Origin of the sequence: Saccharopolyspora endophytica, assembly GCF_018070075.1 — a bacterium.
GTDB classification, from domain to species: domain Bacteria; phylum Actinomycetota; class Actinomycetes; order Mycobacteriales; family Pseudonocardiaceae; genus Saccharopolyspora; species Saccharopolyspora endophytica.
Genome location: NZ_JAGPXE010000007.1, coordinates 33,648 through 58,881, shown reverse-complemented (window position 1 = coordinate 58,881; position 25,234 = coordinate 33,648). Strand labels below are relative to the sequence as shown.

25 protein-coding genes and 1 tRNA gene are annotated in these 25,234 nt (G+C 69.3%); 18 read left to right on the top strand and 8 right to left on the bottom strand.

Annotation, left to right across the window (positions count from 1 at the left end):
- Window positions 1–5: 5 nt before the first annotated feature.
- Together KBO27_RS17365 and KBO27_RS17360 are read left to right on the top strand one after the other, a co-directional pair.
- Window positions 6–1,016: an ABC transporter ATP-binding protein gene (locus KBO27_RS17365; RefSeq protein WP_210971048.1), complete on the top strand. Its 1,011-nt coding sequence runs from the start codon at window positions 6–8 to the stop codon at window positions 1,014–1,016.
- Window positions 1,009–2,007: an ABC transporter ATP-binding protein gene (locus KBO27_RS17360; RefSeq protein WP_210971047.1), complete on the top strand. Its 999-nt coding sequence runs from the start codon at window positions 1,009–1,011 to the stop codon at window positions 2,005–2,007. The genes KBO27_RS17365 and KBO27_RS17360 overlap by 8 nt, the downstream gene beginning before the upstream one ends.
- A gap of 63 nt (window positions 2,008–2,070) precedes the next feature.
- On the opposite strand, the gene sepF is transcribed toward KBO27_RS17360, so the two are convergent.
- Together sepF and KBO27_RS17350 are read right to left on the bottom strand one after the other, a co-directional pair.
- Window positions 2,071–2,313 (bottom strand): cell division protein SepF, encoded by a 243-nt coding sequence (gene sepF / locus KBO27_RS17355; protein WP_210971046.1) that lies wholly within the window; start codon window positions 2,311–2,313, stop codon window positions 2,071–2,073.
- Between the two features lie 195 nt (window positions 2,314–2,508).
- Window positions 2,509–3,975: a S10 family peptidase gene (locus KBO27_RS17350; RefSeq protein ID WP_210971045.1), complete on the bottom strand. Its 1,467-nt coding sequence runs from the start codon at window positions 3,973–3,975 to the stop codon at window positions 2,509–2,511.
- A gap of 70 nt (window positions 3,976–4,045) precedes the next feature.
- On the opposite strand from KBO27_RS17350, the gene KBO27_RS17345 reads away from it, so the two are divergent.
- Window positions 4,046–4,792, top strand: coding sequence for a uracil-DNA glycosylase (locus KBO27_RS17345; RefSeq protein WP_307870482.1), 747 nt, complete (start codon window positions 4,046–4,048; stop codon window positions 4,790–4,792).
- Window positions 4,793–4,931: 139 nt separating this feature from the next.
- On the opposite strand, the gene KBO27_RS17340 is transcribed toward KBO27_RS17345, so the two are convergent.
- Window positions 4,932–5,372, bottom strand: a complete 441-nt coding sequence (locus tag KBO27_RS17340) for a DUF3224 domain-containing protein (protein WP_210971043.1) — start codon at window positions 5,370–5,372, stop codon at window positions 4,932–4,934.
- A gap of 65 nt (window positions 5,373–5,437) precedes the next feature.
- Between KBO27_RS17340 and KBO27_RS17335 the strand changes: the two genes are divergently transcribed.
- From KBO27_RS17335 to KBO27_RS17300, 8 genes are all read left to right on the top strand, one after another.
- Window positions 5,438–6,238: a helix-turn-helix domain-containing protein gene (locus KBO27_RS17335; protein WP_210971042.1), complete on the top strand. Its 801-nt coding sequence runs from the start codon at window positions 5,438–5,440 to the stop codon at window positions 6,236–6,238.
- A gap of 56 nt (window positions 6,239–6,294) precedes the next feature.
- A complete protein-coding gene (locus tag KBO27_RS17330; protein ID WP_210971041.1) occupies window positions 6,295–6,864 on the top strand; it encodes a DinB family protein in 570 nt (189 codons plus the stop codon).
- Between the two features lie 313 nt (window positions 6,865–7,177).
- Window positions 7,178–8,500 (top strand): NAD(P)/FAD-dependent oxidoreductase, encoded by a 1,323-nt coding sequence (locus KBO27_RS17325; protein ID WP_210971040.1) that lies wholly within the window; start codon window positions 7,178–7,180, stop codon window positions 8,498–8,500.
- A 311-nt stretch (window positions 8,501–8,811) separates the two neighbouring features.
- Complete coding sequence (locus KBO27_RS17320) at window positions 8,812–9,945, top strand: ATP-grasp domain-containing protein (RefSeq protein WP_210971039.1); 1,134 nt, start codon at window positions 8,812–8,814, stop codon at window positions 9,943–9,945.
- Between the two features lie 99 nt (window positions 9,946–10,044).
- Window positions 10,045–10,118: transfer RNA gene (locus KBO27_RS17315), tRNA-Leu, on the top strand.
- Window positions 10,119–10,362: 244 nt separating this feature from the next.
- Window positions 10,363–11,169, top strand: a complete 807-nt coding sequence (locus KBO27_RS33735) for a hypothetical protein (RefSeq protein ID WP_246537498.1) — start codon at window positions 10,363–10,365, stop codon at window positions 11,167–11,169.
- A gap of 267 nt (window positions 11,170–11,436) precedes the next feature.
- Window positions 11,437–12,471: a membrane protein insertase YidC gene (gene yidC, locus KBO27_RS17305; protein ID WP_210971038.1), complete on the top strand. Its 1,035-nt coding sequence runs from the start codon at window positions 11,437–11,439 to the stop codon at window positions 12,469–12,471.
- A gap of 142 nt (window positions 12,472–12,613) precedes the next feature.
- On the top strand, window positions 12,614–13,405 hold the full coding sequence (locus tag KBO27_RS17300) for a Bax inhibitor-1/YccA family protein (protein ID WP_210971037.1): 792 nt from the start codon (window positions 12,614–12,616) through the stop codon (window positions 13,403–13,405).
- Between the two features lie 245 nt (window positions 13,406–13,650).
- Here KBO27_RS17300 and KBO27_RS17295 read toward each other — a convergent pair whose 3' ends face one another.
- Window positions 13,651–14,871, bottom strand: a complete 1,221-nt coding sequence (locus KBO27_RS17295) for an acetyl-CoA C-acetyltransferase (RefSeq protein ID WP_210971036.1) — start codon at window positions 14,869–14,871, stop codon at window positions 13,651–13,653.
- A 201-nt stretch (window positions 14,872–15,072) separates the two neighbouring features.
- Window positions 15,073–16,011, bottom strand: a complete 939-nt coding sequence (locus KBO27_RS17290) for an SGNH/GDSL hydrolase family protein (RefSeq protein ID WP_210971035.1) — start codon at window positions 16,009–16,011, stop codon at window positions 15,073–15,075.
- A 242-nt stretch (window positions 16,012–16,253) separates the two neighbouring features.
- On the opposite strand from KBO27_RS17290, the gene KBO27_RS17285 reads away from it, so the two are divergent.
- The 3 genes from KBO27_RS17285 to KBO27_RS17275 all read left to right on the top strand — a co-directional run bounded on the left by KBO27_RS17285 (window position 16,254) and on the right by KBO27_RS17275 (window position 20,129).
- Window positions 16,254–17,621 (top strand): cystathionine beta-synthase, encoded by a 1,368-nt coding sequence (locus tag KBO27_RS17285; protein ID WP_210971034.1) that lies wholly within the window; start codon window positions 16,254–16,256, stop codon window positions 17,619–17,621.
- A gap of 98 nt (window positions 17,622–17,719) precedes the next feature.
- Entirely contained in the window at window positions 17,720–18,886 is a 1,167-nt protein-coding gene (locus tag KBO27_RS17280; RefSeq protein ID WP_210971033.1) for a hypothetical protein, read from the top strand.
- Between the two features lie 103 nt (window positions 18,887–18,989).
- The gene (locus KBO27_RS17275) at window positions 18,990–20,129 is read left to right on the top strand and encodes a cystathionine gamma-synthase (protein WP_210971032.1); all 1,140 of its coding nucleotides are present in this window, start codon (window positions 18,990–18,992) and stop codon (window positions 20,127–20,129) included.
- Between the two features lie 43 nt (window positions 20,130–20,172).
- On the opposite strand, the gene KBO27_RS17270 is transcribed toward KBO27_RS17275, so the two are convergent.
- Window positions 20,173–20,418: a hypothetical protein gene (locus KBO27_RS17270; RefSeq protein ID WP_210971031.1), complete on the bottom strand. Its 246-nt coding sequence runs from the start codon at window positions 20,416–20,418 to the stop codon at window positions 20,173–20,175.
- 200 nt (window positions 20,419–20,618) lie between these two features.
- Between KBO27_RS17270 and ilvA the strand changes: the two genes are divergently transcribed.
- Window positions 20,619–21,830 (top strand): threonine ammonia-lyase, encoded by a 1,212-nt coding sequence (ilvA, locus tag KBO27_RS17265; protein WP_210971030.1) that lies wholly within the window; start codon window positions 20,619–20,621, stop codon window positions 21,828–21,830.
- Between the two features lie 13 nt (window positions 21,831–21,843).
- Window positions 21,844–22,389, top strand: coding sequence for an Lrp/AsnC family transcriptional regulator (locus KBO27_RS17260; RefSeq protein ID WP_307870462.1), 546 nt, complete (start codon window positions 21,844–21,846; stop codon window positions 22,387–22,389).
- Between the two features lie 121 nt (window positions 22,390–22,510).
- Here the strand turns inward: KBO27_RS17260 and greA are convergent, their stop codons facing one another.
- Both greA and KBO27_RS17250 read right to left on the bottom strand, forming a co-directional pair.
- Window positions 22,511–22,999: a transcription elongation factor GreA gene (gene greA, locus KBO27_RS17255; RefSeq protein ID WP_207918450.1), complete on the bottom strand. Its 489-nt coding sequence runs from the start codon at window positions 22,997–22,999 to the stop codon at window positions 22,511–22,513.
- A 191-nt stretch (window positions 23,000–23,190) separates the two neighbouring features.
- On the bottom strand, window positions 23,191–23,631 hold the full coding sequence (locus tag KBO27_RS17250; RefSeq protein WP_210971029.1) for a DUF4307 domain-containing protein: 441 nt from the start codon (window positions 23,629–23,631) through the stop codon (window positions 23,191–23,193).
- A 204-nt stretch (window positions 23,632–23,835) separates the two neighbouring features.
- On the opposite strand from KBO27_RS17250, the gene mca reads away from it, so the two are divergent.
- Entirely contained in the window at window positions 23,836–24,720 is an 885-nt protein-coding gene (gene mca / locus KBO27_RS17245) for a mycothiol conjugate amidase Mca (protein ID WP_210971028.1), read from the top strand.
- Entirely contained in the window at window positions 24,717–25,055 is a 339-nt protein-coding gene (locus KBO27_RS17240) for a hypothetical protein (protein WP_210971027.1), read from the top strand. Before mca ends, KBO27_RS17240 begins: the two co-directional genes overlap by 4 nt.
- Window positions 25,056–25,234: the final 179 nt, after the last annotated feature.

Genomic DNA, 25,234 nt, shown 5'->3' with positions numbered 1-25,234 from the left:
CCGCTGTGTCCGCAACGAAACACGAGACCTCGGCGGAACGTCTGCTGGAGGTCGAGGACCTGCACGTCGAGTTCCGCACCCGGGACGGCGTCGCGAAAGTCCTCAACGGTGTGAACTACCACGTCGACGCCGGCGAAACCCTCGCCGTGCTGGGCGAGTCCGGTTCCGGCAAGAGCGTCACGGCGCAGACCGTGATGGGCATCCTGGACGTCCCGCCGGGGGCGATCACCGGAGGTGCGATCCGCTACCGCGGTGAGGACCTGCTGACCGCCACCGAGGAGCGCAGGCGAGAGCTGCGCGGCGACGCGATGGCGATGATCTTCCAGGACGCGCTGTCGGCGCTGAACCCGGTCTACACGGTCGGGTTCCAGATCGCCGAGCAGCTCCGGACGCGGCGCGGCATGTCCCGCAAGGACGCCACGAACCGGGCCGTGGAGCTGCTGGACCAGGTGAAGATCCCGAACGCCAAGCAGCGCGTGAAGGAGTTCCCGCACCAGTTCTCCGGCGGCATGCGGCAGCGCGCGATGATCGCGATGTCGCTGGCCCTGGACCCGGACCTGCTCATCGCCGACGAACCGACCACGGCGCTGGACGTCACCGTGCAGGCCCAGATCATGGACCTGCTCGACGAACTCCGCCGGGACCGCGGCATGGGCCTGATCCTCATCACCCACGACCTGGGCGTGGTCGCCGAGGTCGCGGACCGGATCGTGGTGATGTACGCGGGCCGCATCGTCGAGGCCGCCGACGCCTACTCGCTGTACAAGGCCCCGGGCCACCCCTACACCGACGGTCTGATGCGGTCGATCCCGCGCCTGGACCTCAAGGGCCAGGAGTTGGAGACGATCAAGGGCCTGCCGCCGAACCTCATGGCGGTGCCGCCGGGATGCCCGTTCCACCCGCGTTGTTCGCGGGCCGAGGACAAGTGCCGCACGGAGGTGCCGACCGATCACAACCTCGGGTTGGGCCGCGTCAGCGCCTGCCACTTCGCGGAGGAGATGATGAGCCGTGGCTGAGCCGATCCTCCAGGTCCAGGACCTGGTCAAGCACTTCCCGGTGCGCGCGGGCCTCCCGCGTCGCACGGTCGGGCACGTGCGGGCGGTCGACGGCGTGTCCTTCGACCTGCAGCGCGGTGAAACCCTCGGCATCGTCGGTGAGTCGGGCTGCGGCAAGTCGACGCTGGCGCAGGTGCTGATGCGGTTGGAGAACCCCACCAGCGGCACCGCGCTGTTCGAAGGTCGCGACATCTTCAAGATGCGCGGCTCGGAACTGCGCAAGCTGCGCCGGAACATGCAGATCGTGCTGCAGGACCCCTACACCTCGCTGAACCCGCGGCGCACCGTCGGCGACATCGTCGGCGAGCCCTTCGAGATCCACCCCGAGGTGGCGCCGAAGGGCGAGCGGCGGCGCAAGGTGCAGGAGCTGCTGGACGTCGTGGGCCTCAACCCCGAGCACATCCACCGCTACCCGCACCAGTTCTCCGGCGGCCAGCGGCAGCGCATCGGCATCGCCCGCGCGCTGGCGCTCAAGCCGAAGGTGATCGTCTGCGACGAGCCGGTGTCGGCGCTGGACGTGTCGATCCAGGCTCAGGTGATGAACCTGCTGGGCGACCTGCAGGACGAGTTCGGGCTGTCGTACGTGTTCATCGCCCACGACCTGGGCGTGGTCCGGCACCTGTCGGACCGGGTCGCGGTGATGTACCTCGGCAAGATCGCCGAGATCGGCACCGAGGACGACATCTACGAGCACCCGCAGCACCCGTACACCCAGGCCCTGCTGTCGGCCGTTCCGGTGCCGGACCCGACCCTGCGCGGCAAGCGCGAGGTCATCCGACTCACCGGCGACGTCCCCAGCCCGGCCAACCCGCCGTCGGGCTGCCGCTTCCGCACCCGCTGCTGGAAGGCCCAGGACATCTGCGCCGAGAAGGCCCCCGAACTGGAGGTCCGCACGGGTTCTCACCCGTCGGCCTGCCACTTCGCGGAGGAGATCCCGCACGTCGTGGTCTGATGCCGCACGAGAACCGGGCGCCCTCACCGAACTCGGGTGGGGGCGCCCTTTTCGCGCGCCGGATCAGCGTTCCGGCTGCTCGGGGTGGCTGAGGAGGAAGACCTTCGGGGCGACCCGCTGCATGTCTCCGCCGCGGGCCACGACCAGGCCGGCCGCGAAGTCGACGAGCTGGGTCGCCTCGGGACCCCGGACGTCGGTGAGGTCCATGAGGACTGCGTTGCCCTGGCGGTAGTAGTCGCCCACGTAGTAGACGTCGGCGTAGTTCTGCGGGTGCAGCGTCTTGACCACGTGCTCAGTGTCGCCCACCGCCGCGCGGTGTCAATCGCAAGCAACCGCCGTGGCGCACCGAAATTTCGAGAATCCGGCGGTCGCGGGGCAGGCGATTCGAATTTCGCGCGAAATTCGAGTGCGAAAGTTCGGGCTCGAATTTCGCGCGAAATTCGAATCCCCCGAGCCGAGCGTGCTCCTGAGCTGCGCAGACACGCCCGGCCGGGGTTTCCGCTAGGAGCGGGTGATGAAGGTGGCGAGGTCGTCGGACTGCTGGATCCGGGACGGCTCGTGGACGTACATCATGTGACCCGCCGGGTAGTAGCGGACGTCGATGTTCTCCCGCAGCTCCTCCGGGACGGGCAACCGCGCCAGGACGTGCTCGGCGGCGAAGTACGGCGTGGCGCCGTCGGTGTAGCCGCAGCCCACGTGCACCCGCAGGTGCGGGTTGGCCTGCATCGCCGCACCGAGCCGGTCCACGACGGACACCGCCGCGCCCTCGAACTCCTTGTACGACCAGGGCTGCACCCGGCCGGTCAGGGTCTCGTAGGGCAGGTCGCTGCGGTAGTCGAGCTCTTCGCGCAGGTAGTGGTTGATGGCCGCCGAGTAGGCGCCGCGGATGCCGGAGATGCTCGGGTCGTCGGTGAAGCGCTCCACCGCGGCGTCGGGCTCCCAGCCGGTGAACCGCCCGTCCATCCGGCCGACGGTCTTGCGCTCGTCGCGCAGCAGCTCGGTGAAGAACCGGACGTGCTCGATGCGCAGGTTGACGCGGTCCACGTAGTCCTCGGACAGGCCCGACAGCTCGGCGACCTTGCGCACCACGTCGGCCCGCTCCTCGGCGGTCAGCCGAGCGCCTCGCGCCAGCGCCCACGCGTAGTCCCCGGCGGCGAACTTCTCGGCCTCGTCGAGGACGTCGCGCAGCGGGCGGTCGCCGTGCTTGCCGTGGTGGTGGGCGATGGCCGCGTAGGTCGGCAGGTACAGCGAGTACGGCAGGTCGTTGCCCTCGGTGAACCGGATCGTGCCCATGTCCAGCACGGACGAGATCAGCAGCAGCCCGTTCGGGTACAGCCCGTGCCGCGACTGGAGGTGGTCGGCCAGCGCCGCCGCGCGCAGCGTCCCGTAGGACTCGCCTGCGAGGTACTTCGGCGACATCCACCGGCTGTTGCGGGTCGTCCACAGCCGGATGACCTCGGCGATCGACTCGACGTCGCCCTGGAAACCGTGGAAGTCACCGGGCTTCCCGCCTTCGATCGCCCGCGAGTAGCCGGTGGAGACGGGGTCGATGAACACCAGGTCGCTGTGCTTGAGCAGCGTCTCGGGGTTGTCGGCGAGCCCGTAGGGCGGCGGGGCGAGGTCCCCGGCATCGCCGGACAGGACGCGGCGCGGGCCCAGCACGCCGAGGTGCAGCCACACGCTCGCCGAACCCGGGCCGCCGTTGAAGGCGAAGGTCACCGGGCGGTTGCTGTCCGGAGCGGCGTCGAGGACGTAGGAGGTCAGGAAGACCTCGGCCTTGGCCTTGTGCCCGTCGAACTTGCCGTCGGTGTAGACCTCGTCGCGCAGCACGACGCGTCCCGTGGTCGCGGTGTAGGACAGCTCGGTGCCGTCCACGGTGATCGCGTGGTGCGTGCTGACCAGATCGTCCACCGGCTCGGCGGGGGTGGTGTCCTGCTGCGTCGCCTCGTCGGCCTTCTCGTCTGCCATGCCGCCCACATTACGTGCCACGAGAGGCGTTTTCTGTCAGTTTTGCGGGGTGGAGAACCCCTCGGAGTTGATCACCGACCCGGCCGGAGAACCCGCCGACGCGGCCCCTGGCGCGGGCGACCTGGCGGAGCTGGACGAACTGGTCGGCCGCTGCACGGCCTGCCCCCGCCTGGTCGACTGGCGCGAGGAGGTCGCCCGCGTCAAGCGCGCCGCCTTCCGCGACGAGGACTACTGGGGCCGCCCGGTTCCCGGTTTCGGCCCGCCCGACGCGGAGATCGCGATCGTCGGTCTCGCCCCCGCCGCCCACGGCGGCAACCGCACCGGCCGGATGTTCACCGGCGACCGCTCCGGCGACGTCCTCTTCCAAGCGCTCCACGACGTCGGCCTGGCCTCCCAGCCGGAGTCGGTCTCGCTGCACGACGGCCTGCGGCTGCACCACACCCGCATCACGGCCCCGGTCCACTGCGCCCCACCGGCCAACAAACCCACCCCGGCCGAACGCGACACCTGCCGCCCCTGGCTGGTCCGCGAGCTGGACCTGCTGCGCCCGACCCTCCGAGTCGTCGTGGTCCTCGGAGGCTTCGGCTGGCAATCCCTCCTACCGGTCCTCGCCGACGCCGTCTGGCAGGTCCCCCGCCCCAGACCCAAGTTCGGCCACCTCGCCCACGCCGAACTCCCCGCCACCGACGGAGGACCCCCGCTCCACCTCCTCGGCTGCTACCACGTCAGCCAGCAGAACACCTTCACAGGAAGACTGACGCCGGCGATGCTCCGAGAGGTCTTCCAACGAGCGAAGCACCTGGCAGAGCTCGAATGAGAGAAACGATGCCGTCGCGACCTCGTCGGCCAGACCGGCTTCGCTCAGTCCTCGCTCGCACCACAGCCATGCTCAACCCGGTTCTCTCGCTTGCGAGGGGCCGGGTCTTTTTGTGCTTCTGGACGGTTCGGGTCAAACCTCAGCCCACGGAGTACGTGAGGGTGAGTTCGTAGCCGTTGTCGGTGTGGCCTGCGATGGCGACGTCGGCTTCGCCTCGGAGGGTTTCGAGGCCGCCGGTGCCCATGCCCGGGACGACCTGGAGGTGCGCGGAGACCGAGGTCTTGTCCTGGGTGCCGGTGTGCTGGAAGACGCAGGTGCCTTCGTGACCTGCGATGGAGCCTTCGAACCGCTCGAAGCAGAGGATCGGTGCCGCGTCGGCCTTGTAGGCGATCAGGTACGTCAGGGTGCTCGTTCCCTCGATCTCCCCGGTGTAGGTGTACTGGACCTCGGCGCGGGTGATGCCCCGGTTCGGGTAGTAGGCGTCGCCGGCCTTCGTCCCTTCGCCGTCGATGTCGACGACGAGGTGTTCCGACCACGCGGTGACGGTGAAGCGAGCGGCGGCTTTGTGCTGGTAGGTCATGCCCTCGACGCTAGGTCGGGTCGTTTCGCCGGTCTTGAACAAACGCGACGGCTTACGCTGAGCCCATGTCGAAAGCCGGGCGGCCCGAGGCGATCGTGCGCCCGAAGGCGGGGGAGCGGGCGTTCGAGGTGGAACGCCTCGAACCGGATGCTGCGCTGGCCGAGTTCGTCGACTACCACTGGCTCGTCCGCTGGAACGTCACCGATCCGCACCGGCAGCAGGTGGTGCCGCAGCCGCGGGTCCACGTCGCGGCGGAGGACGGCAGGCTCTTCGTTCACGGGGTCTCCCGCGAACCGTTCTTCCGGACCCTGACCGGTGCCGGGCACGTGCTCGGCGCGGCTTTCCACCCCGGCGGGTTCCGGGCGCTGCTGAAGGGCAGCGTCGGAGCGATCTCGGGAACCGTCCGGACCGCCGAGGACGTCCTCGGCCACGACGACCGCGCCGCGGCCGAGCAGATCCTGGCCACCAGCGAAACCGCCGAGATCGTCCCGGTCCTCGACGCCTACCTGCTGGCCTGCGAACCCGAACCCGATCCCACCGGCCGCGAAGCGACCGATCTGGTCAACGAGGCCCAACGGCGGCCCGACATCGTGCGCGCCGAACAGCTCGCCCAGCTCGCCGGGCTCAGCCTGCGCAGCCTCCAGCGGCTCTTCGCCGATCACGTCGGCATCGGCCCGAAGTGGGTCATCCAGCGCTCCCGCATCCTCGACGCCACTGCGGCAGCTCACTCCGGCGAGCCGGTCGACTGGTCCGAACTCGCCGCCGAGCTCGGCTTCAGCGACCAGGCCCACCTGACCCGCGCCTTCACCCAGGTCGTCGGCACCTCCCCGGCCACCTACCGCCGAGACCCCGGCACCGCGGGGTGAGCCCTGCGGGTTCGGACGGCCGGTGAACGTCGGTGGGGTGTGGGAGTTTTGGCGCCATGACCGATGAGAAGGCGGCTTTGCAGCACTACGTGCGAGAAGGCCGGGAGGCCGTGCTGTGGAAGGTGGAGGGACTTTCCGAGTACGACCTGCGGCGGCCGATGACGCCGACCGGGACCAACGTGCTGGGCGTGGTCAAGCACCTGGCGACGATGGAGCTGGGCTACTTCGGGGACGTCTTCGGGCGCCCGTCGGGGGTCCCGACGCCGTGGATGGAGCCGGGCGCCGAGTTCAACGCCGACCTGTGGGCCGCCGCGGACGAGTCGAGCGCGTGGGTGCTCGACCTGTACCACCGCGCCTGCGCGCACGCGGACACCACGATCGAGGCCCTGGACCTCGACTCGCGGGGAACGGTGCCCTGGTGGTCGAGCGGCGACGTCACGCTGCACCGGATCCTCGTGCACATGATCCAGGAGACCGGCAGGCACGCGGGCCATCTCGACATCGTCCGGGAACTCATCGACGGGGCCGTCGGCCGCGGACGGGGCAACGACAACATGACCACCGACGACCGGCAGCAGTGGCGCGATCACCGCGACCGGCTGGAGCGGATCGCCCGGGAAGCCTGATCGACACGCAGGATTTCCGGGGTGTTGCCGCTTTGTGACGCGTCGACGCAGGTCGAGGTCAACTTGATCAAGAAATGGTGCGGGCTTGGCGCCTCTCGCCGGAGATTCGGTAGGGTGAGCGCAACCAGACCCCCTGACACCAGAGGCGACGTCTGGTCGATGTCGCCCTCCGCGCTTGTTCGTTACAGAGCGCGTACGCAGCGCGTATGGTCGCCTACCGCGCGTTGATCGTGATCGATGCCACTCGCGACTGGCGTCACATTAAGGGGGGTAGCTGCAGCGCGGTCACGGTATGTGGTGCGACCATAAAGTCATGGCTGGTAAATCCGATCCCACGCGGATTCTCATCCTCGGCGGCGGTTACGTCGGCATGTACACGGCACTTCAGCTGCAGAAGAAGCTGGGGCGTCGTGAGGCATCCGTGACGGTCGTCGATCCTCAGCCGCACATGACCTACCAGCCCTTCCTACCGGAAGCGGCCGCGGGTTCGGTTGAACCCCGCCACGTGGTAGCGCCACTGCGACGAGTGTTGAAGCGGTGCCATGTGATCACCGCATCTGTCACCGAGATCAAGCACGACGACAAGCTCGTCACGATCGAGAACCCGCAGAGCGGAACCGAGACGCTCGCCTACGACGTGCTCGTCGTGGCGCTGGGCTCGGTTTCCCGGCTGCTGCCGATCCCCGGCCTCGCCGAGGAAGGCATCGGGCTCAAGACCGTGGGCGAAGCGACGTACCTGCGCAACCACGTGCTGGCCAAGATGGACGCCGCGGCCAACACCGACGACCAGGAGCTGCGCAAGCGGCTGCTCACCTTCACCTTCGTCGGTGGCGGGTTCGCGGGCGTCGAGGCGCTGGCCGAGCTGGAGGACATGGCCCGCTACGCGAGCCGTGACTACCAGAACGTGAGCCCGGACGACATGTCCTGGGTGCTCGTCGAAGCCGCCGGCCGAGTGATGCCCGAGGTCAGCGAGAAGATGGGCGTCTACGTGGTCAAGGCCCTCGAAGAGCGGGGCATCAAGGTCTACCTGAACACCTTCCTGAAGTCTGTCGAGGGTGGTCACGCGGTCCTGTCCGACGGCACGGAGTTCGACACCGACACGCTGGTGTGGAACGCGGGTGTGAAGGCCAACCCGGTGGTCAAGAACAGCGACCTGCCGCTGGACGAGCGAGGCCGCGTCAAGGCCTCGGCGCACATGCAGGTCGAGGGTCTGCCCGGGGTCTGGGCCGCCGGTGACGTCGCCGCGGTGCCGGACCTGTCCAAGACCGACGAGGACCCGGCCGCGACCTGCGCCCCGTCCGCGCAGCACGCGGTCCGCCAGGCCGACCAGCTCGCCAAGAACGTGCTGGCTACCCTGCGCGGCAAGCCGACCAAGGAGTACCGCCACGCGTACGCCGGATCGGTCGCCGGTCTGGGTCTGTACAAGGGTGTCGCGGACGTCTACGGCTTCAAGGCCAAGGGCTTCGTCGCCTGGTTCATGCACCGCAGCTACCACGTGAGCCGGATGCCCACGTTCAACCGGAAGATGCGGATCGTCATCGACTGGACGTTGGCCTTCCTGTTCAAGCGGGAAGCCGTGTCCATGGGTCAGATCGAGAACCCGCGGGCTGCCTTCGAGCGGGCCGCCGCGAGCTGACGCCACACCGAGCCGAATGACACTCAGGCCGCGCGTCGACGATGACGCGCGGCCTCCATGTTTCCAAGATCCTCGTCCAAGCGGTGGACAAGGACCCCGCTATCCTTGACAATCAGTAGCGGGAAAACGAAGACTCACTTCGGGTCTTCACCTGAAAGGATGCGTCACACGGGGGAAGGGGTGAATCCCTTGACGCTGAAAGAACTGGCGGCGATCTTGCGCAGTGGGGAAGCGCAGGACGGCCCGATCGCGGATTTCGAAGCGGACTACGCCGAAGCGTCGAAGGTGTTCCGGAAGAAGGACGACTGATCATGAGCGCGGCCGATGACCGGCCCGCTGACCAGGGGGAACGGGCCGAGCCGGAGCTCCGCCCGACGCCGGTGCTGCTGCAAGGACAGGACTACTTCGTCCGCGCGCCCGGCACTCCGCTGGACTTCCAGGAACGCATGTACCAGGCGGGCCTCGTCGAGGAGGAGCCCGGCGACCCGGTGCCCTGCGTGCTCGTGCTCTCCCGCGCCACCGACATGGAGATGAACGAGCTCTCCCTCGCGCTGGCCGAGCACGACGTCCGCATGGTGCGCATCGACGCGGACCGCTGCCTGGACCTGCCACTGACGGTGCACGCCGATACTCCTCTGATCGAATTCCACCGCTGGCTCTTGCGCCCGGTACTGATCTGGCGGCGACACTTCGACATGACCGCCGTACCCGTTGATCCCGCAACGGTCTACGGGGCCTATGTTCGTGAGCAGTGGCACGCGGTCGGCAACTGGCTGACCACGAGGGACGATTGGGACCAGGTGAACACGGGGCCGTCCGGAGGAGTGCTCGACCGGCTGACGCAGCTTCAGGGCGCGGCGTCGGTCGGCCTGCGCGTGCCGCGCACCTCCGTGACCACGATGCCCGGGCGCAGCCGCCCCGGTGGCGCGCAGTGCATCGTCAAAACCGCAGGTCACCACATGCTCGAACCCGAACCGGGAGCGCTGCGCGGGCTCTTCCCGCAGCCGTTGGACATCCGCCGCACCGGTGGTGACGCGCGGGAGCCGGCTCCCGTGCTCGTCCAGCAGTACCTCGACGCCGACGAGGAGCTGCGGGTGTTCGTGGTGGGGGAGCGCGCGATCGCCTTCCGGGTGAACAAGCTCGACCCGGCTCAGCTGTGGGTCGACCCCGAATCGGTCGTGGTGGAGCCCGTGGACGTGCCGGGCGACCTGGCCGAACGGCTGCTGCGCCTGTGCGAGCGCTGGCAGCTGGACGTGGCGGGCTTCGACCTGCTGCGGGTGGGTGACGAGTGGGTTTTCCTGGAGGTCAACGTCAACTGCGACTGGCGTTGGTTCGAGCAGCGCGCCGACAGCAAGGACGTCTCGGGGGCGGTGCACGACTGGGTCCGCTCGCGGTTCGACGAGCTGGCGGAGTCGGCGGCGGTGGGTGAATGGGGCAGCTGGTGACCAGATCACGAGGGTGTGGAATCTGCCCGCGCGCGGGAACCTTAGGCGGTCTCGCCGCGTCGTAGTGGCGAACCGGCACACGTGCCGGTATCAAGGCTGGCCCCCGTAGCCCAATTGGCAGAGGCAGACGACTTAAAATCGTCAGAGTGTCGGTTCGAACCCGACCGGGGGCACTTTTCCAATCTAACGGGTCATCTCCGCTCGCACCTCCTTCATCCGCGCATTTCGGGCACCTCGTTCGGGTGATCTTCGCGGTTCGGCTTGTTGGTGAAGGCTTTTCGTGCTGGACGCGGTGGCGTTCCGGTTTCGGTTCGGTGAACGCCCGGCTGCGCTCGACGCTCGATCAGGACGCGGTGGGGTGGCGATTACCCCGCGGGGGTTTCGCCCCGGCCGGGTCAACAGCGACAATGCGCCCTCATGGCCTACGAGCGAGACCCCCGGGCCGGACGGCCGGGACCGGGGCAGCAGGGACCGCAGCAGCCGGGACCGCCGCAAGGCGGCCCTCAGCAGCCCGGACCGCCTCCCGGCCCGCCGGGACCACCGCCGGGCGGTCAGCCGAGGCCGCAGCAGGTTCCGCCGGGGCAGATGCCGCCCGGACCTCCGCAGCAGGTGCCTCCGGGGTACCAGCCCGGTCCGCCGGCTCAGCCGCCGATGGGCGGGCAGCCCATGCCGCCCCAGCAGCCGATGCCGCCCCAGCAGCCGCCGGCGGGCGGAGTGCCCGGCTACCAGCCGCCGGTGAACAACCCGTACCCCGAGACCCGCATCGACCAGCGAGTCGACGGCTACCGGGACGACCCGTACGCCGACCCCTACGGCTACCGGGACGACCGCTACGACGACAGGTACGACTACCGCGAGCCTGAGCGCGACCGGTACCGCGACGACTACGACCGCCGCGAGCGGGACCGCGATCGCGACTACGACCGGCGCGACCGGGACGGGTTCCGCGGGCCCAGCGCGGACGCCATCGGCCGCACGGTCCAGGTGCTCAGCGCGCTGATCGCGCTGGTGTTCGTGCTGCACATCATCTTCTCGGTGACCGGCGCGAACCAGGACAACGACTTCGTCGCCTTCACCTACGGCACCGCGAAGTTCTTCGTGCTCGGCCTCGGCGACGTGTTCACCCCGGGTGACGCGACGATCGGCCTGGTGCTCAACTACGGACTGGCTGCGCTGATCTACCTGTTCGCCGGTCGGATCATCGCCCGAGCGCTGCGGCGGTGACGCTGGGTTGAACCGGACCCGGCCTGCACCGGGTCCGGTATTGCTCACGTCACCTGTCCGCGTGACCAGGGAAAACGTTCCGTGATCGGGCTCGGTCGCGGTGGACTGCCAGGGGGCGACAGCCGTCCGGCGTCCGGGCATGGCACCCTTGAACTGGCCGGACCTGCGTTTCAGGCGGGTTCAGCCGCGCACGTACGGCCCGGGTTGCGCCGGATGAAAACGACGTCGGGCGCTCGCCCCCAGCGGCCCATGACCAGGAGTAGCTGAGTGGAAAGTTTCTTCTCCTTCATCCTCTACCCGGTATCGGCGATCTTGTGGTTCTGGCACAAGGTCTTCGGCACCGTGCTCGGCCCGGACAACGGCTTCGCCTGGGCCCTGGCCGTGTTCTTCCTGGTCTTCACGCTGCGCGTGGTCCTCATCAAGCCCGCGCTGAGCCAGATGCGCGCGGGCCGCAAGATGGCCAAGTTCGCGCCGCACATCCAGAAGCTGCGCGAGAAGTACAAGAACGACCGCCAGCGCATGGCGCAGGAGATGCAGAAGCTCCAGTCCGAGCACGGGGTCAACCCGCTCGGCGGCTGCCTGCCCGCGCTGCTGCAGATCCCGGTCTTCCTGAGCCTGTTCCACGTGCTGCGGAACTTCCACCCGGGCGCGCAGAGCAACTTCATCTTCGACAAGGCGGGCGTCGACTCGTTCATCCAGGCCGACATCTTCGGCGCGAAGCTGTCGAACTGGATCACCCAGCCCGCGTCGGAACTGGCGCTGTTCGGCACCGACCGGACCTCGATGATGATCGTCGGCATCCCGCTGATGCTGATCGCCTCGGTCGCCACCTACTTCACCATGCGGCTGTCGGTGAAGAAGCAGACGGACGCCTCGATGGCCAACCCGCAGTCGGCGATGATGGCCAAGTTCATGATGTACATCGCGCCGATCGGTGCGATCGTCTCCGGCTGGTTCCTGCCGATCGCCGTCCTGCTGTACTGGCTGGCCAACAACGTCTGGACGCTGGGTCAGCAGCACTTCCTGACCAAGAAGATCGACGCCGAGCAGGAGCGCGAGCGGCAGAAGGAGATCGAGGCGAAGAAGGCCACGCCTCGTCCCAAGCCGGGGCAGAAGCCCGTCCGCGACGCCAAGGCCGAGGCCTCCTCGGAGGAGGGCGAGGCCGCCACGGCCACCGCGACCGAGGCCAAGCCGTCCAAGCCCGCACCTGGTCAGCGGCCAGGCGGCAAGCCCGGCGGGAAGAAGAGCCAGCCGAAGAACCGCCCTGGTAAGCAGGCGTCCAGAGCCAAGAAGAGGCGTTAGACAACGTGTGAGCAAAGGCCGGTGGATCTTGTGACCACCGGCCTTTCGCGTCCGGTAAAGTCCGGTTTTACCGAACCGGGAACCGATCGGGACCGCCGGTCGTTGGATCTGGAGACGGCGCAAGAACGCCCAGGAGGATGAGTTGCGCACAACGAGCAACCCCGCGTTCCGCAAGCTGCCGGAAATGGCCGGTGGCTACGCGAACTTCAACTACGGCCAGGGACAGCAGTCGTCCTACGGCCAGGCGCCGGCTGCTCCGCCGCAGGCCGCGCGACCGATGACGATCGACGACGTGGTCACCAAGACCGCGATCACGCTCGTGCTGGCGGTGATCACCGCGACGCTGACCTTCCTGGCCGGCCCGCCCGCGGTGATTCTGGCGCTGCCCGCGGCTCTGGTCGCCCTGGTGATCTCCCTGGTCATCGTCTTCACCAAGAAGGTCCGGCCCGCTCTGGTCGTGGCCTACTCGGCGCTGGAGGGCGTGTTCCTCGGTGGCATCAGCTACCTGTTCGCGTCGCAGTTCAACCTGGGCATGATCATGCAGGCGATCGTGGGCACCCTCGGTGTCTTCGCCGCGATGCTGGTCGTCTACAAGACCGGCGCGATCCGGGTGACGCCGAAGCTGACCAAGTGGATCATCGGCGCGGTCGCGGGTGCGGCAGTGCTGATGCTGGTCAACCTGGTCGCCAGCTTCTTCATGCCGGGCGGTCTGGGCCTGCGCGAGGGCGGCATGCTGGGCATCGGCTTCAGCCTGCTGTGCATCGGCATCGCGGCGTTCAGCTTCCTGCTGGACTTCGACGCCGCCGACAAGGCGATCCGCAGCGGTGTGGACGCCAAGTTCGCCTGGTACATCGCCTTCGGCCTGATGACCACCCTGGTCTGGCTGTACCTCGAGATCCTCCGCCTGCTGTCCTACTTCTCCAGCAGCGACTAGAAGCGTTGTTGGTGGAACAGCTGCTCAGCGGTGCCGGTAGCGGAACCTGAGCGCTCCCGTGGACTCCGGGCGCCACTCCTGATGTATGCCAATACACGGCGTCGCGGCGTCCTCGCCACGGAAGCGCTCAGAACCCGCGGCGGTGCGAGTTGCTCAGGTGGGTAGTGAGAAAGCGGCTGACGCCGCTTGACTGACGTGAAGATGGCCGCCACTCCTCGGGAGTGGCGGCCATCTTCACGTCAAGCTCAGCTGAGGCGTTCGAGGACCATGGCCATGCCCTGGCCGCCGCCGACGCACATGGTCTCCAGACCGAACTGCTTGTCGTGGAACTGGAGGGAGTTGATGAGCGTCGTGGTGATGCGGGCACCGGTCATGCCGAAGGGGTGGCCGACGGCGATCGCGCCACCGTTGACGTTCAGCTTCTCCAGCGGGATGCCCAGGTCCTTGTAGGACGGGATGACCTGCGCGGCGAAGGCCTCGTTGATCTCCACGAGGTCGATGTCGTCGATGCTCATGCCCGCGCGCTTGAGGGCCTGCTTGGAGGCCTCCACCGGGCCCAGGCCCATGATCTCGGGCGACAGGCCGGACACGCCGGTCGACACCACGCGAGCCAGCGGGGTCAGCCCGAGCTCCTTGGCCTTGGTGTCGCTCATGATGACCAGCGCCGCGGCGCCGTCGTTGAGCGGGCAGCAGTTGGCGGCGGTGATCCGGCCGTCGGGGCGGAACACGGGCTTGAGGCCGGCCACGCCCTCCTTGGTCACGCCCGCGCGCGGGCCGTCGTCGGCGGAGACGACGGTGCCGTCCGGGGTGGTGACCGGGGTGATCTCGCGGGACCAGAAGCCGTTGGCGATGGCCTTCTCGGCGAGGTTCTGCGAGCGGACGCCGAAGTCGTCCATCTCGTCGCGGGTGACGCCCTTGAGGCGCGCGAGGTTCTCCGCGGTCTGCCCCATCGGGATGTAGACGTCCGGCACGAGGTCGAGCTCGCGCGGGTCGGTCCAGTTCTCCGCGCCCTGCTCGGCGGTCTGCTGGGTGCGGGCCTCGGCGTCGGCGAAGATCGGGTTGTGGGTGTCCGGCAGCGAGTCGGAGGAGCCCTTGGCGAAGCGCGACACCGCTTCGACACCGGCGCTGATGAACACGTCGCCCTCGCCGGCCTTGATGGCGTGCAGCGCCATCCGGGTGGTCTGCAGGCTCGACGAGCAGTAGCGGGTGATGGTGGTGCCGGGCAGCTGGTCGTAGCCGAGCTCCACGGCGACCACGCGGGCCATGTTGAAGCCCTGCTCGCCGCCGGGCAGACCGCAGCCCAGCATCAGGTCGTCGATGTCGGCGGGGTTGAGCTCGGGGACCTTGTCCAGGGCGGCCTTGATGATCTGGGCTGTCAGGTCGTCCGGACGGATGTCCTTGAGCGATCCCTTGCCGGCGCGCCCGATCGGGGACCGCGCGGCGGAGACGATGACTGCTTCGGGCATGGGGGAACTCCTTCGTTCGCCGGGGCGCGAAAGTTCGTTACTGACGAGTCACTTTAAGGGCGTTGAGACCATCTTGGCGGTGACGCCACTCACCGACAACCCCCGTACCGACCAGTCGGTACCCAGCTTGGCCCGATTTCAGCGAAAGTCCGGTGCCGGATTTCAGTGGAAACCAGGAATCCGATTTCCACTGGAATCCGGTCAGCTCAGGCCGCGGCCCGGGTTGTGGTGGTGGAGGCGGCGGTTGAGGTGGGCGACGATGCGGCTGGTGGGACGGCGGGCCTCCGCCGTTTCCGATCGGGTCGGGGCCGGCGGCAGCGGGCCGCCCTGCCAGGCGCCGATGGCCATGCACATCACCGGGAGCAGGATCTCCGCGGCGGCCTCGTAGCCCGCGCCGGACGGGTGGAACCGGTCCGGGCTGAAGAACTCCGCCGGCCGGGTCAGGAACTCCGGTGAGAGCAGGTCGGCGAGCGGGACCGCGTATCCGCCGGCGGTCTCCACGCTGCGGCGCTGCGCGCGAGCCAGCGCGATGCTCCAGCGGCTGGCCACCGAGCGCAGAGGCTGCGGGATCGGCCGGATCGAACCGAGGTCCGGGCACGTGCCCACGACGACCTTCACGTCCGCCTCGACCAGCCGCCGGACCTGCTCGGCGAGCAGCTCCGCGCACCGCGAGACCGGCAGCTTCGAGGTCACGTCGTTGGCGCCGATGATGATCAGCACCGCCTCCGGGGGCTGCCGCAGAGCCGCGTCGACCTGCGCGGACAGCTCCCGCGTCGTCGCGCCGACGATGGCGTGCGTGGTCAGCGCGACCGGCCCGTCCAGCTCCTCGGCCAAGCCCTGCGCCACCCGGACGCCGGGCAGCTCGCTCGGGAAGTTCGCTCCCAGCCCCGCCGCTGAGGAATCCCCGAGCACCGCCATCTCCAGCGGCCGGACGCCCTCGGGGACCTCGCTGCGCGGCACCGGGCCGACACCGGTGGGCAGGTGCACGCCGTCGGCGCGCAGCGGCTCGGCGATCGGCGGTCCGATGACCCTTCGCGCGTGCCCGGCCTGACCGTTGAGCAAGCCGTAGGCCGCTCCGGACAGGCCACCCGCGGTACCTGCGGCCAGCAGTGCGAGCCGCAAAGCCTTCGTCGCGATCATCTCGGCCCCTCCCTCCACACCACCCCGGGGACTGGGAATGTAGACCCGTCGCACCAGGGATGCGCTCGGCGAAACGCCTACACCCCGCTACTGGATAGACGCCACCGAGCCGAAAAAACTTCCCTGACCGTGTGTCGTCCGGAAGGTCCCTTGGGTTAGCGCCTGAACAGGCGATTACGCTCGGCATCACACCCGCGCCGGAGACCCGCCGGGCGGGACCGACCGACGACTGAGGACGAGGCGTGGACTACGTCGAGCACGTCACCGAACTGGTGGGCAACACTCCGCTGGTCCGGCTGAACGCGGTGGCCACCGGCAAGACCCCGGTGCTGGCGAAGGTGGAGTACCTCAATCCCGGCGGCAGCGTGAAGGACCGCATCGCGCTGCGCATGATCGAAGCCGCGGAGGCTTCCGGCGAGCTCAAGCCAGGCGGCACGATCGTGGAACCGACCTCGGGCAACACCGGGGTCGGGCTCGCCATGGTCGCCCAGCGCAGGGGTTACCGCTGCGTGTTCGTCTGCCCGGACAAGGTCAGCGAGGACAAGCGCAACGTCCTCAAGGCCTACGGCGCCGAGGTCGTGGTGTGCCCGACCGCCGTGGAGCCCGAGCACCCGGAGTCCTACTACAGCGTCTCCGACCGCCTGGTCGAGGAGATCGACGGCGCCTGGAAGCCCAACCAGTACGCCAACCCGCAGAACCCCGAGTCCCACGTGCACTCCACGGGCCCGGAGATCTGGGAGCAGACCGAGGGCAAGGTGACGCACTTCGTCGCCGGCATCGGCACCGGCGGCACCATCTCCGGCACCGGCGAGTACCTCAAGAAGGTCTCCGGCGGCAAGGTCAAGGTCATCGGTGCGGACCCGGAGGGCTCGGTGTACTCCGGCGGTCACGGCCGTCCCTACCTGGTCGAAGGCGTCGGTGAGGACTTCTGGCCGTCCACCTACGACAACGGGATCTGCGACGAGATCGTGCCGATCTCCGACGCCGAGTCCTTCCAGATGACCCGCCGCCTGGCCAACGAGGAAGCGCTGCTGGTCGGCGGTTCCTGCGGCATGGCGGTCGCCGCGGCGCTCAAGATCGCCGAGACCGCGAGCCCGGACGACGTGATCGTGGTGCTGCTGCCCGACGGCGGTCGCGGCTACCTCGGCAAGATCTTCAACGACTCCTGGATGGCCTCCTACGGCTTCCTCTCGCCCGACGCCGCCGGCGGCACCGTGGGCGACGTGCTGCGCCGCAAGGACGGCACGGTTCCCGAGCTGGTGCACACCCACCCGAGCGAGACCGTCGCGGAGGCCGTGGCGATCCTGCGCGAGTTCGGCGTCTCGCAGATGCCGGTCGTGCGCGCCGAGCCGCCGATCATGGCCGCCGAGATCGCGGGCGCGGTCAACGAGCGGGACCTGCTGGACGCGCTGTTCGCGGGCCGCGCGAACCTCGCCGACACCGTCGAGCAGCACATGTCGCCGCCGCTGCCGACCATCGGTGCTGGTGAGGAGATCAGCTCGGCGATGTCGGCGCTGACCGGTGCGGACGGTGCGATGGTGCTCATCGACGGCAAGCCCGCCGGCGTCGTGACCCGCCAGGATGTGCTCGGATTCATCGCGGGTCGATGACGAGTTGGTGCTGAAACACCACTGCGCTCTGGCCTGATCAGATAGCGTAGGGCCGAAGTATGCCCAGGACTTTGGACGCCGCAAGGGAGTAGTACCCGATGAGCTCTCCGCAGCCGCCGGACGGCGGTCAGCAGGGTTCGGATCCGATCTCGAACCGGATGGACCCCCAGGACGAGAACCAGGCGGGCGGTGACTCGACCCAGGTCGTCCGGCCCGTCCAGTCGCAGGGGCAGCAGCCTCCGTCGGAGGCGACGCAGGTCGTCCGGCCCGCAGGCCAGCCGCAGGGCGGTGACTCCACCCAGGTGGTGCCGCCGTCGATGCAGCCGCCGCAGCCGATGTACCAGCAGCCGGGCCTCGGTGGTCAGCAGCAGGGCGGTGCGGACGCGACGGCCATGGTGCCGCCGTCGATGCAGCCGCCGCAGCCGATGTACCAGCAGCCCGGCACGCAGAGCCAGCCCGGCGGATTCCCCGCGCAGCCGCCGCAGCAGCCGGGCACTCCCGGCGGCGGCTTCCCGGCTCCGCAGGCCCAGGGCGGTTTCCCGCCCCCGCAGGCCGGCGGCTTCCCGGGCCAGGGCGAGGCGGGCAACCCGCAGCTCGCCAAGGTGTGCGCCATCCTGGGTATCGTCCTCGGTGTTCTGGGAATTCTCGGCGGGTTCTTCAGCTTCGCAGGTCTCGCGGCGCTGTCGGCGATGTCCTCGCAGGCCGCGGAGCTCGGCGTGGACGTCCCGCCGGTGGGCTTGCTGTACGTCCTGGTCGTCGTCAGCATGCTGCTGTCCATCGCCTACGCGGTCGGTGGTGTCCTGCTGCTCAAACGGCGTGCCCTCGGCGCGATGATGATCGGTGGTGCCGCGGCCGTCGGCGTCGTCGTCGCCATCATCCAGCTGATCATGATGCCGAGCGGAATCACCGGTTGGTTGGGCGTCCTCTTCGGCATCGCTCTCGCCGTGCTGGCGTTCCTGCCCGCGGTCCGCGAGTGGGCCAACGCCGGTTCCGGCGCTCCGGCGCCGCAGGCCGGTGGGTACGGCCAGCCGCAGGGCGGCTACGGCCAGCAGGGCTTCGGCCAGCAGCAGCCGCCGCAGCAGTTCGGCCAGCCCGCACCGCCGCAGCAGTTCGGTCAGCCCCAGCAGGGCTACGGTCAGCAGCCCCCGCAGCAGGGCTACGGCCAGCAGCAGCCCCCGCAGGGCTACCCGCAGTCCGGTGGCTTCCCGCAGCAGGGCGGCTACCCGCAGCAGCCCGGCCAGCCCCCGCAGCCCCCGCAGTGGTGAGCTGAGCTCAGCGTCGAAGTGCCCCCGGCCGACCAGGTCCGGGGGCACTTCGCTTTTCGGGCCCGGGTCGGCGGATCGGCGCTGGAGTAATACGCTGCTCCACATGAGTGACGGCTTCGCCACCCGCGCGATTCACGCGGGCCAGGAGGCAGACCCGACGACCGGTTCGGTGATCGTGCCCATCCACGCCACCTCGACCTACGCGCAGGACGGCGTCGGAGGGATGCGCTCGGGCTACGAGTACTCCCGCACCGGCAACCCGACCCGGACCGCGCTGGAGCGCTGCCTGGCTGAGCTGGAGAACGGCAGGCACGCGCGCGCCTACGCCTCCGGCATGGCCGCCACCGACGCGGTGCTGCGGTCCGTGCTGCGCCCGGGTGATCACCTGGTGATCCCGGACGACGCCTACGGCGGCACCTTCCGGCTGATCGACAAGGTGCTCTCCGGCTGGGGCATCTCCTACACGCCCGCTCCGGTGTCGGACGTCGACGCCGTGCGCGCGGCGATCCAGGACAACACCAAGCTGGTCTGGCTGGAGACGCCGACCAACCCGCTGCTCAACATCGGCGACATCGCCGCGCTGGCGCAGGTCTCCGCGGACGCGGGCGTGAAGCTCGTCGTGGACAACACCTTCGCCTCGCCGTTCCTGCAGCAGCCGCTGGAGCTCGGCGCGACCGCGGTGGTCCACTCGACCACCAAGTACCTCGGCGGGCACTCCGACGTGGTCGGCGGCGCGGTGGTCACCTCCGACGACGAGCTGGCCGAGCAGCTGGCGTTCCTGCAGAACGGCGCGGGCGCGGTGCCCGGCCCGTTCGACGCGTTCCTGACGATGCGCGGCCTCAAGACGCTCGCGGTGCGCATGGAGCGGCACAGCGTGAACGCGGAGCGGATCGTCGCGGCGCTGAGCGGTCACCCCAAGGTCGCCAAGGTCCTCTACCCGGGCCTGCCCGAGCACCCCGGGCACGAGGTCGCCGCCAAGCAGATGAAGCACTTCGGCGGCATGGTCTCGTTCCTGCACGCCGACGGTGAGCAGGCCGCCCTGGACGTCTGCTCCCGCACGCGGCTGTTCACCCTCGCCGAGTCCCTCGGCGGCGTCGAGTCGCTGATCGAGCACCCGGGCCGGATGACGCACGCGAGCACGGCGGGTTCGATGCTGCAGGTCCCGTCGGACCTGGTCCGCCTGTCGGTGGGCATCGAAGAGGCCGACGACCTCGTCGAGGACCTGCTGGCCGCGCTCGGCTGATCACGTGGGCGGTCGTGCCCGGAACCCTTCCCGGGCACGACCGTCACCGGGCCACGAACGGGTCCGAGCTGCCCGGGGACGGCGGTTCGGCCGTCTCGCGCGGGGCGACCGGCAGGTCGCTGGGCCGCAGGCAGCCGCCGATGAGCTCCACGACCCCGTCGTGCTCGTGGTAGGAGCCCGGGTCCTCGCAGCCGGAGTTGAGCACCACCAGGACCGCCGCACCGGACAGCGTCGCCGCGGTGATCATGCCGACGAGCAGCGGGAACACGCCGTTGCTCGGCTGCGCCATGCTGCCCTCCAGGCGGTGTGTCGGTGCGCGCCTCGCGCTCGGTGACCGTGCTGCCCACTGAGCGTACCGAACGTGCCGCGCCGAGGTCGGTTTCGAAAGCAGCAGAGCCATCGTGCCCTCCGGTGAGCGCCGCCGCTCCTGCGCGACGGGACTTCGGCGCACGCCTAGTACCCGTAGATCAGCGGTGGCACGATTGGCCCATGCAGCTCGTCGACCTCGACCGAATCCGCGAAGCGGACGCCCTGCTCGCCAAGGTGGCCCGGCGGACCCCGATGGAGCACTCCCGAGTGCTCGGCGAGTACACCGGCGGCGAAGTCCACCTCAAGTGCGAGAACCTGCAGCGCACCGGCTCGTTCAAGCTCAGGGGCGCCTACGTCCGGCTGCTCGGGCTCAACGCCGAGCGCCGCGCGGCCGGGGTGGTGGCCGCCAGCGCCGGCAACCACGCCCAGGGCGTCGCGCTCGCAGCGCACCTGCTGGGCATCCCCGCCACCGTCTACATGCCCGAACGCGCACCGCTGCCGAAGCTGGCCGCGACCAAGTCCTACGGCGCCCAGGTCACGCTGCACGGCGCGGTGCTCGCCGAAACCCTCGCGGCGGCCAAGGAGCACGCCGAGCGGACCGGCGCCGAGTTCATCCACCCCTTCGACCACCCGGACATCGTCGCAGGTCAGGGAACGGTCGGTCTGGAGATCCTGGAGCAGCTGCCCGAGGTGCGCACGATCCTCGTGCCGACCGGTGGGGGAGGGCTGGTCGCGGGCGTGGCCGCCGCGGTGAAGGCGACGCGCCCCGACGTGAGGGTGCTGGCGGTGCAGGCCGAGCAGGCCGCCGCGTGGCCGCCCTCGCTGGCCGCGGGCAAGCCCGTCCCGCTGACCGACACCCAGACGATGGCCGACGGGATCGCCGTGGGCGAACCGGGCGCGGTGCCGTTCGCGCACGTGTCGGAGCTGGTCGACGGGGTCCTCACGGTCAGCGAGGAGTCGCTGTCCCGCGCGCTGCTGCTGTGCCTGGAGCGGGCGAAGCTCGTCGTCGAGCCCGCCGGTGTCGCCGCCGTCGCGGCATTGCTGGAGCACCCCGAGCAGGTCGTGTCACCGACCGCCGCGGTGGTCTCCGGCGGCAACATCGACCCGCTGCTGCTGCTCCAGCTCATCCAGCACGGCATGACCTCGGCGGGTCGCTACCTGTCGCTGAGCGTCCGGCTGCCCGACCGGCCCGGGTCGCTGGCGGGCCTGCTCGCGCAGCTCGGCGAGCTCAACGCCAACGTCATCGACATCGAGCACTCGCGCATCTCGGGTGCGCTCGCGCTCGGCGAGGTCGACGTCGAGGTCTCGCTGGAAACGCGAGGTCAGGAGCACCGCGAGTACGTCGTCGCCCAGCTCGAAGCCGCCGGGCACACGATCCTCGCCCGACGCTGAGAGGAGCGCTCACGTGCCTGCCACCAGCGGTCCCGACGAACTGGACGCCCGGTTGCTGCTGCTGCTCTCCGACGAGCCGCGGCTGGGCGTGCTGGAGTGCTCGCGCCGGCTCGGCGTCGCGCGCGGCACCGTCCAGGCCAGGCTGGACCGGCTCGTCGAGCGCGGCGTCCTGCAGGGGTTCCCGCCCGAGCTGGACCTTGCGGCGATGGGCTACGGGCTGACGGCCTTCGCGGTCCTGGAGATCACGCAGGGGCACCGCGGGCTCGTCTCCGAGCAGCTGGCCGCCATCGACGAGGTCTGCGAGGTGCACGCGACCACCGGCCAGGGAGACCTGTTCGTGCGCATGGTCGCCCGGTCCAACGACGATCTGCAGCGCGTGATCGACGAGGTCGTCGGAGTGCCCGGAGTTCGGCGCACTTCGACGTCCATCGCGTTGTCCACGCCCGTTCCGCCGAGAGTGCGTCCGCTGCTCCACCGACTTTCCGGGGAAAAGCGAGCGGGCGTCCCGGAATCCGGAACGCCCGCGGACCGAGCGCACAAGCCCGGTATCGATTCTTAATTGCGGTGAAACCGAAGGAACGGTTTCACCCGCATAGGCCCCATAGGCCCGGTGAAGCCAGATCAACAAAGGCGCGCGGCCACTGCAGCGGCTGCGCGTGAAAGAACTTCGGAATGAAAGATCAGCCGTTGAAGGGCTCGGCCTTGACGAGCGTGACCTTCATGTTGCCGCCGTTGGGCAGCTCGTACTCCCGGCTCTCGCCCTCCTTGGCGTCCAGCAGAGCCTTGCCCAGCGGCGAGCTGGGGGAGTAGACCTCGAGGTCGCCGTGCGCGCCCTCTTCGCGGTTGGCGAGCAGGAACTGCTCGGTCTCGTCCTCGCCGTCGTAGCGGACGGTCAGCACCGAACCGGGCTTGGCGATGCCGGACTCGGTGGGCACGTCGCCGACCTGCGCGGTGCGCAGCAGTTCCTGCAGCTGGCGGATGCGAGACTCGATCTGACCCTGCTCTTCGCGGGCGGCGTGGTACCCGCCGTTCTCGCGCAGGTCGCCCTCCTCGCGGGCTTCGTTGATCTTCGCGGCGATCACCGGGCGGTTGGCCACGAGCTCGTCCAGCTCACCCTTGAGCCGGTCGTAAGCATCCTGGGTCAGCCAGGTCACCTGGGTCTCGCTCACGGTCACCACTCCTCGTCGACTTCCGGCCCGCACTCACAACGGGCCAAATTGCAATTCCGTCCTTTTCTCAGCCAATGCCAAGTAACGGAAAAACACGGCCCTCAGCGGGGGCCGTGCTGCGCTCGACGATAGCACGCATCAGCACGCAAAGGGACCGGATTCTCCTCGCGCCCGACGTGCAGCGGGGCGCTTCACCCGGTTGGCCGCGTGTGAGTGGACAAATATTCAGGAACGTTGTAAGTGCAGCCGTACACCTCCCCGATGGTCGCTCGGGACGATGTACGAAGCACAGTGTCCTGCCGACTCACGCCGTTCGCCGGATGGATCAGGACTTCGCGCCTGCCGACCTCCTCGCCGGATTCGGCGCGACCCCGCACCACGCAGTCCGCGGGTCGCTGCGGATCCTCCCGCTGGACCTCCACGGTGATCCGAACGGAGTGGTCGTCGATCACCTCGAAGGCGACCTGCTTGCCCTCGATCGGAGCAGAGCCGATGTTGCGGTATCCGATGAGCGCGACGCCCACGAGCGCCAGCAGTGCGACCGCGAGCAGAACCCAGCGGAGGACGGGACGGGAGCGCGCGCTGCGAGCGCGCGAGCCGTACCGGTCCTGCGGGACCTGCTGCTGCGTCACGGCGGCCTTTCGACGCGGGCGGTGGATCTGCGGCCGGGACCACAAGGGGTGACGGCCGGGATGTCGGCTCCACCGGGAACAATGGAGGACGACATCCACGTTGAGTATCCCTGGAGCGCCCAGCGGAGGAGACGGCGGGGCCGTCGACGCGGAGGAGCCGTGCACAGGGCGGATGCTGCTACTAGCGGGAGGAACAAGCGGGCGATGGCGGACAAGCTGCGACTGATGACGGTGCACGCGCACCCGGACGACGAGTCCAGCAAGGGGGCCGCGACCACCGCGCGTTACGTGGCCGAGGGCCACGACGTGATGGTGGTCACCTGCACGGGAGGTGAAGCGGGCAGCATCCTCAACCCGGCCATGGATCGGCCCGAGGTCGTGGAGAACCTGACCGACGTGCGCCGGGAGGAGATGGCCAAGGCCGCCGAGATCCTCGGCGTCGAGCACCGCTGGCTCGGCTTCGTCGACTCCGGGCTGCCGGAGGGCGACCCGATGCCGGCGCTGCCGGAGGGCGTGTTCGCCACGGTGCCGATCGAGGAGTCCACCCGCGAGCTGGTGAAGGTGATGCGGGAGTTCCGCCCGCACGTGGTGATCACCTACGACGAGAACGGCGGATACCCGCACCCGGACCACATCCGGTGCCACGAGATCTCCGTCGCGGCCTTCGACGCCGCCGGTGACCCCGACCTCTACCAGGGGCAGGGCGAGCCGTGGCAGCCGCTGAAGCTGTACTACTCGCACGGTTTCTCCCGCAAGCGCATGCAGCTGTTCCACGAGTCGCTGCTGGCCGACGGCAAGGAATCGCCGTACACCGACTGGCTCGAGCGCTGGGACTCCCAGAACCGCCCCGACCCGGACGACCGGGTCACCACGCGCGTGCCGTGCGGGGAATACTTCGAGCAGCGGGACGACGCGTTGCGCGCCCACGCGACCCAGATCGACCCGACGAGCCGCTGGTTCGCGGTCTCGTGCGACGTGCAGCGCGAGCTGTGGCCGACCGAGGACTACGAGCTGGTGCGCTCGCTGGTCGACACCACGTTGCCGGAGGACGACCTGTTCGCCGGCGTGCAGGAGAAGGTGTGCGCATGAGTGCCCAGGAGACCGTCGCACTGGTGCTGGCCCAGGCGCCGGTGCCGCCGCAGGACCCGGGCGGGCAGGGTGAGGACTTCGGCAAGTCCTCACCGCTCGGCCTGGTGCTGCTGATCGTGTTCGCCATCGCTGTGGTGTTCCTGATCCGCTCGATGACCAAGCACTTGAAGAAGCTGCCGGTCGTCTTCGACGAGGAGAAGGCCAACGCCGCTGCCCCGGCCCACGTCAAACGAGCCGAGGCGGAAGCCGCGAAGCGGGCGGAGGACTCCGAGGCCACCGAGACCCCGGAGCCGGAGGAGACCTCCTCCAAGCCGTCACAGGCGAAAACCGACTGACCCCCGACTCGGAACGGGGCCACCTGGGAAACCGGGTGGCCCCGTTCTGCGTCAGATGACCGGAATACCGCAGTAATCAGGTCCCCGATTACGGCGGTATTCCGTCCCCCGATTACGGCGGTAATCCGGTCACCCCCACCCTCACCAGTGCGTTCGGAAGATCGAGATGGGAAGGTGGG

Excerpts from the sequence above, each read along its gene's own strand:
- ilvA (WP_210971030.1), top strand. The coding sequence starts at position 20,619 with ATGCAGCTCGTCGACCTCGACCGAATCCGCGAAGCGGACGCCCTGCTC.
- KBO27_RS17340 (WP_210971043.1), bottom strand. The coding sequence starts at position 5,372 with ATGACCTACCAGCACAAAGCCGCCGCTCGCTTCACCGTCACCGCGTGG.
- KBO27_RS17280 (WP_210971033.1), top strand. The coding sequence starts at position 17,720 with ATGAGCTCTCCGCAGCCGCCGGACGGCGGTCAGCAGGGTTCGGATCCG.
- KBO27_RS17290 (WP_210971035.1), bottom strand. The coding sequence starts at position 16,011 with ATGATCGCGACGAAGGCTTTGCGGCTCGCACTGCTGGCCGCAGGTACC.
- KBO27_RS17295 (WP_210971036.1), bottom strand. The coding sequence starts at position 14,871 with ATGCCCGAAGCAGTCATCGTCTCCGCCGCGCGGTCCCCGATCGGGCGC.
- KBO27_RS17320 (WP_210971039.1), top strand. The coding sequence starts at position 8,812 with ATGAGCGCGGCCGATGACCGGCCCGCTGACCAGGGGGAACGGGCCGAG.
- mca (WP_210971028.1), top strand. The coding sequence starts at position 23,836 with ATGGCGGACAAGCTGCGACTGATGACGGTGCACGCGCACCCGGACGAC.
- KBO27_RS17335 (WP_210971042.1), top strand. The coding sequence starts at position 5,438 with ATGTCGAAAGCCGGGCGGCCCGAGGCGATCGTGCGCCCGAAGGCGGGG.
- KBO27_RS17240 (WP_210971027.1), top strand. The coding sequence starts at position 24,717 with ATGAGTGCCCAGGAGACCGTCGCACTGGTGCTGGCCCAGGCGCCGGTG.
- KBO27_RS17275 (WP_210971032.1), top strand. The coding sequence starts at position 18,990 with ATGAGTGACGGCTTCGCCACCCGCGCGATTCACGCGGGCCAGGAGGCA.
- KBO27_RS17330 (WP_210971041.1), top strand. The coding sequence starts at position 6,295 with ATGACCGATGAGAAGGCGGCTTTGCAGCACTACGTGCGAGAAGGCCGG.
- KBO27_RS17350 (WP_210971045.1), bottom strand. The coding sequence starts at position 3,975 with ATGGCAGACGAGAAGGCCGACGAGGCGACGCAGCAGGACACCACCCCC.
- KBO27_RS17270 (WP_210971031.1), bottom strand. The coding sequence starts at position 20,418 with ATGGCGCAGCCGAGCAACGGCGTGTTCCCGCTGCTCGTCGGCATGATC.
- KBO27_RS33735 (WP_246537498.1), top strand. The coding sequence starts at position 10,363 with ATGGCCTACGAGCGAGACCCCCGGGCCGGACGGCCGGGACCGGGGCAG.
- KBO27_RS17325 (WP_210971040.1), top strand. The coding sequence starts at position 7,178 with ATGGCTGGTAAATCCGATCCCACGCGGATTCTCATCCTCGGCGGCGGT.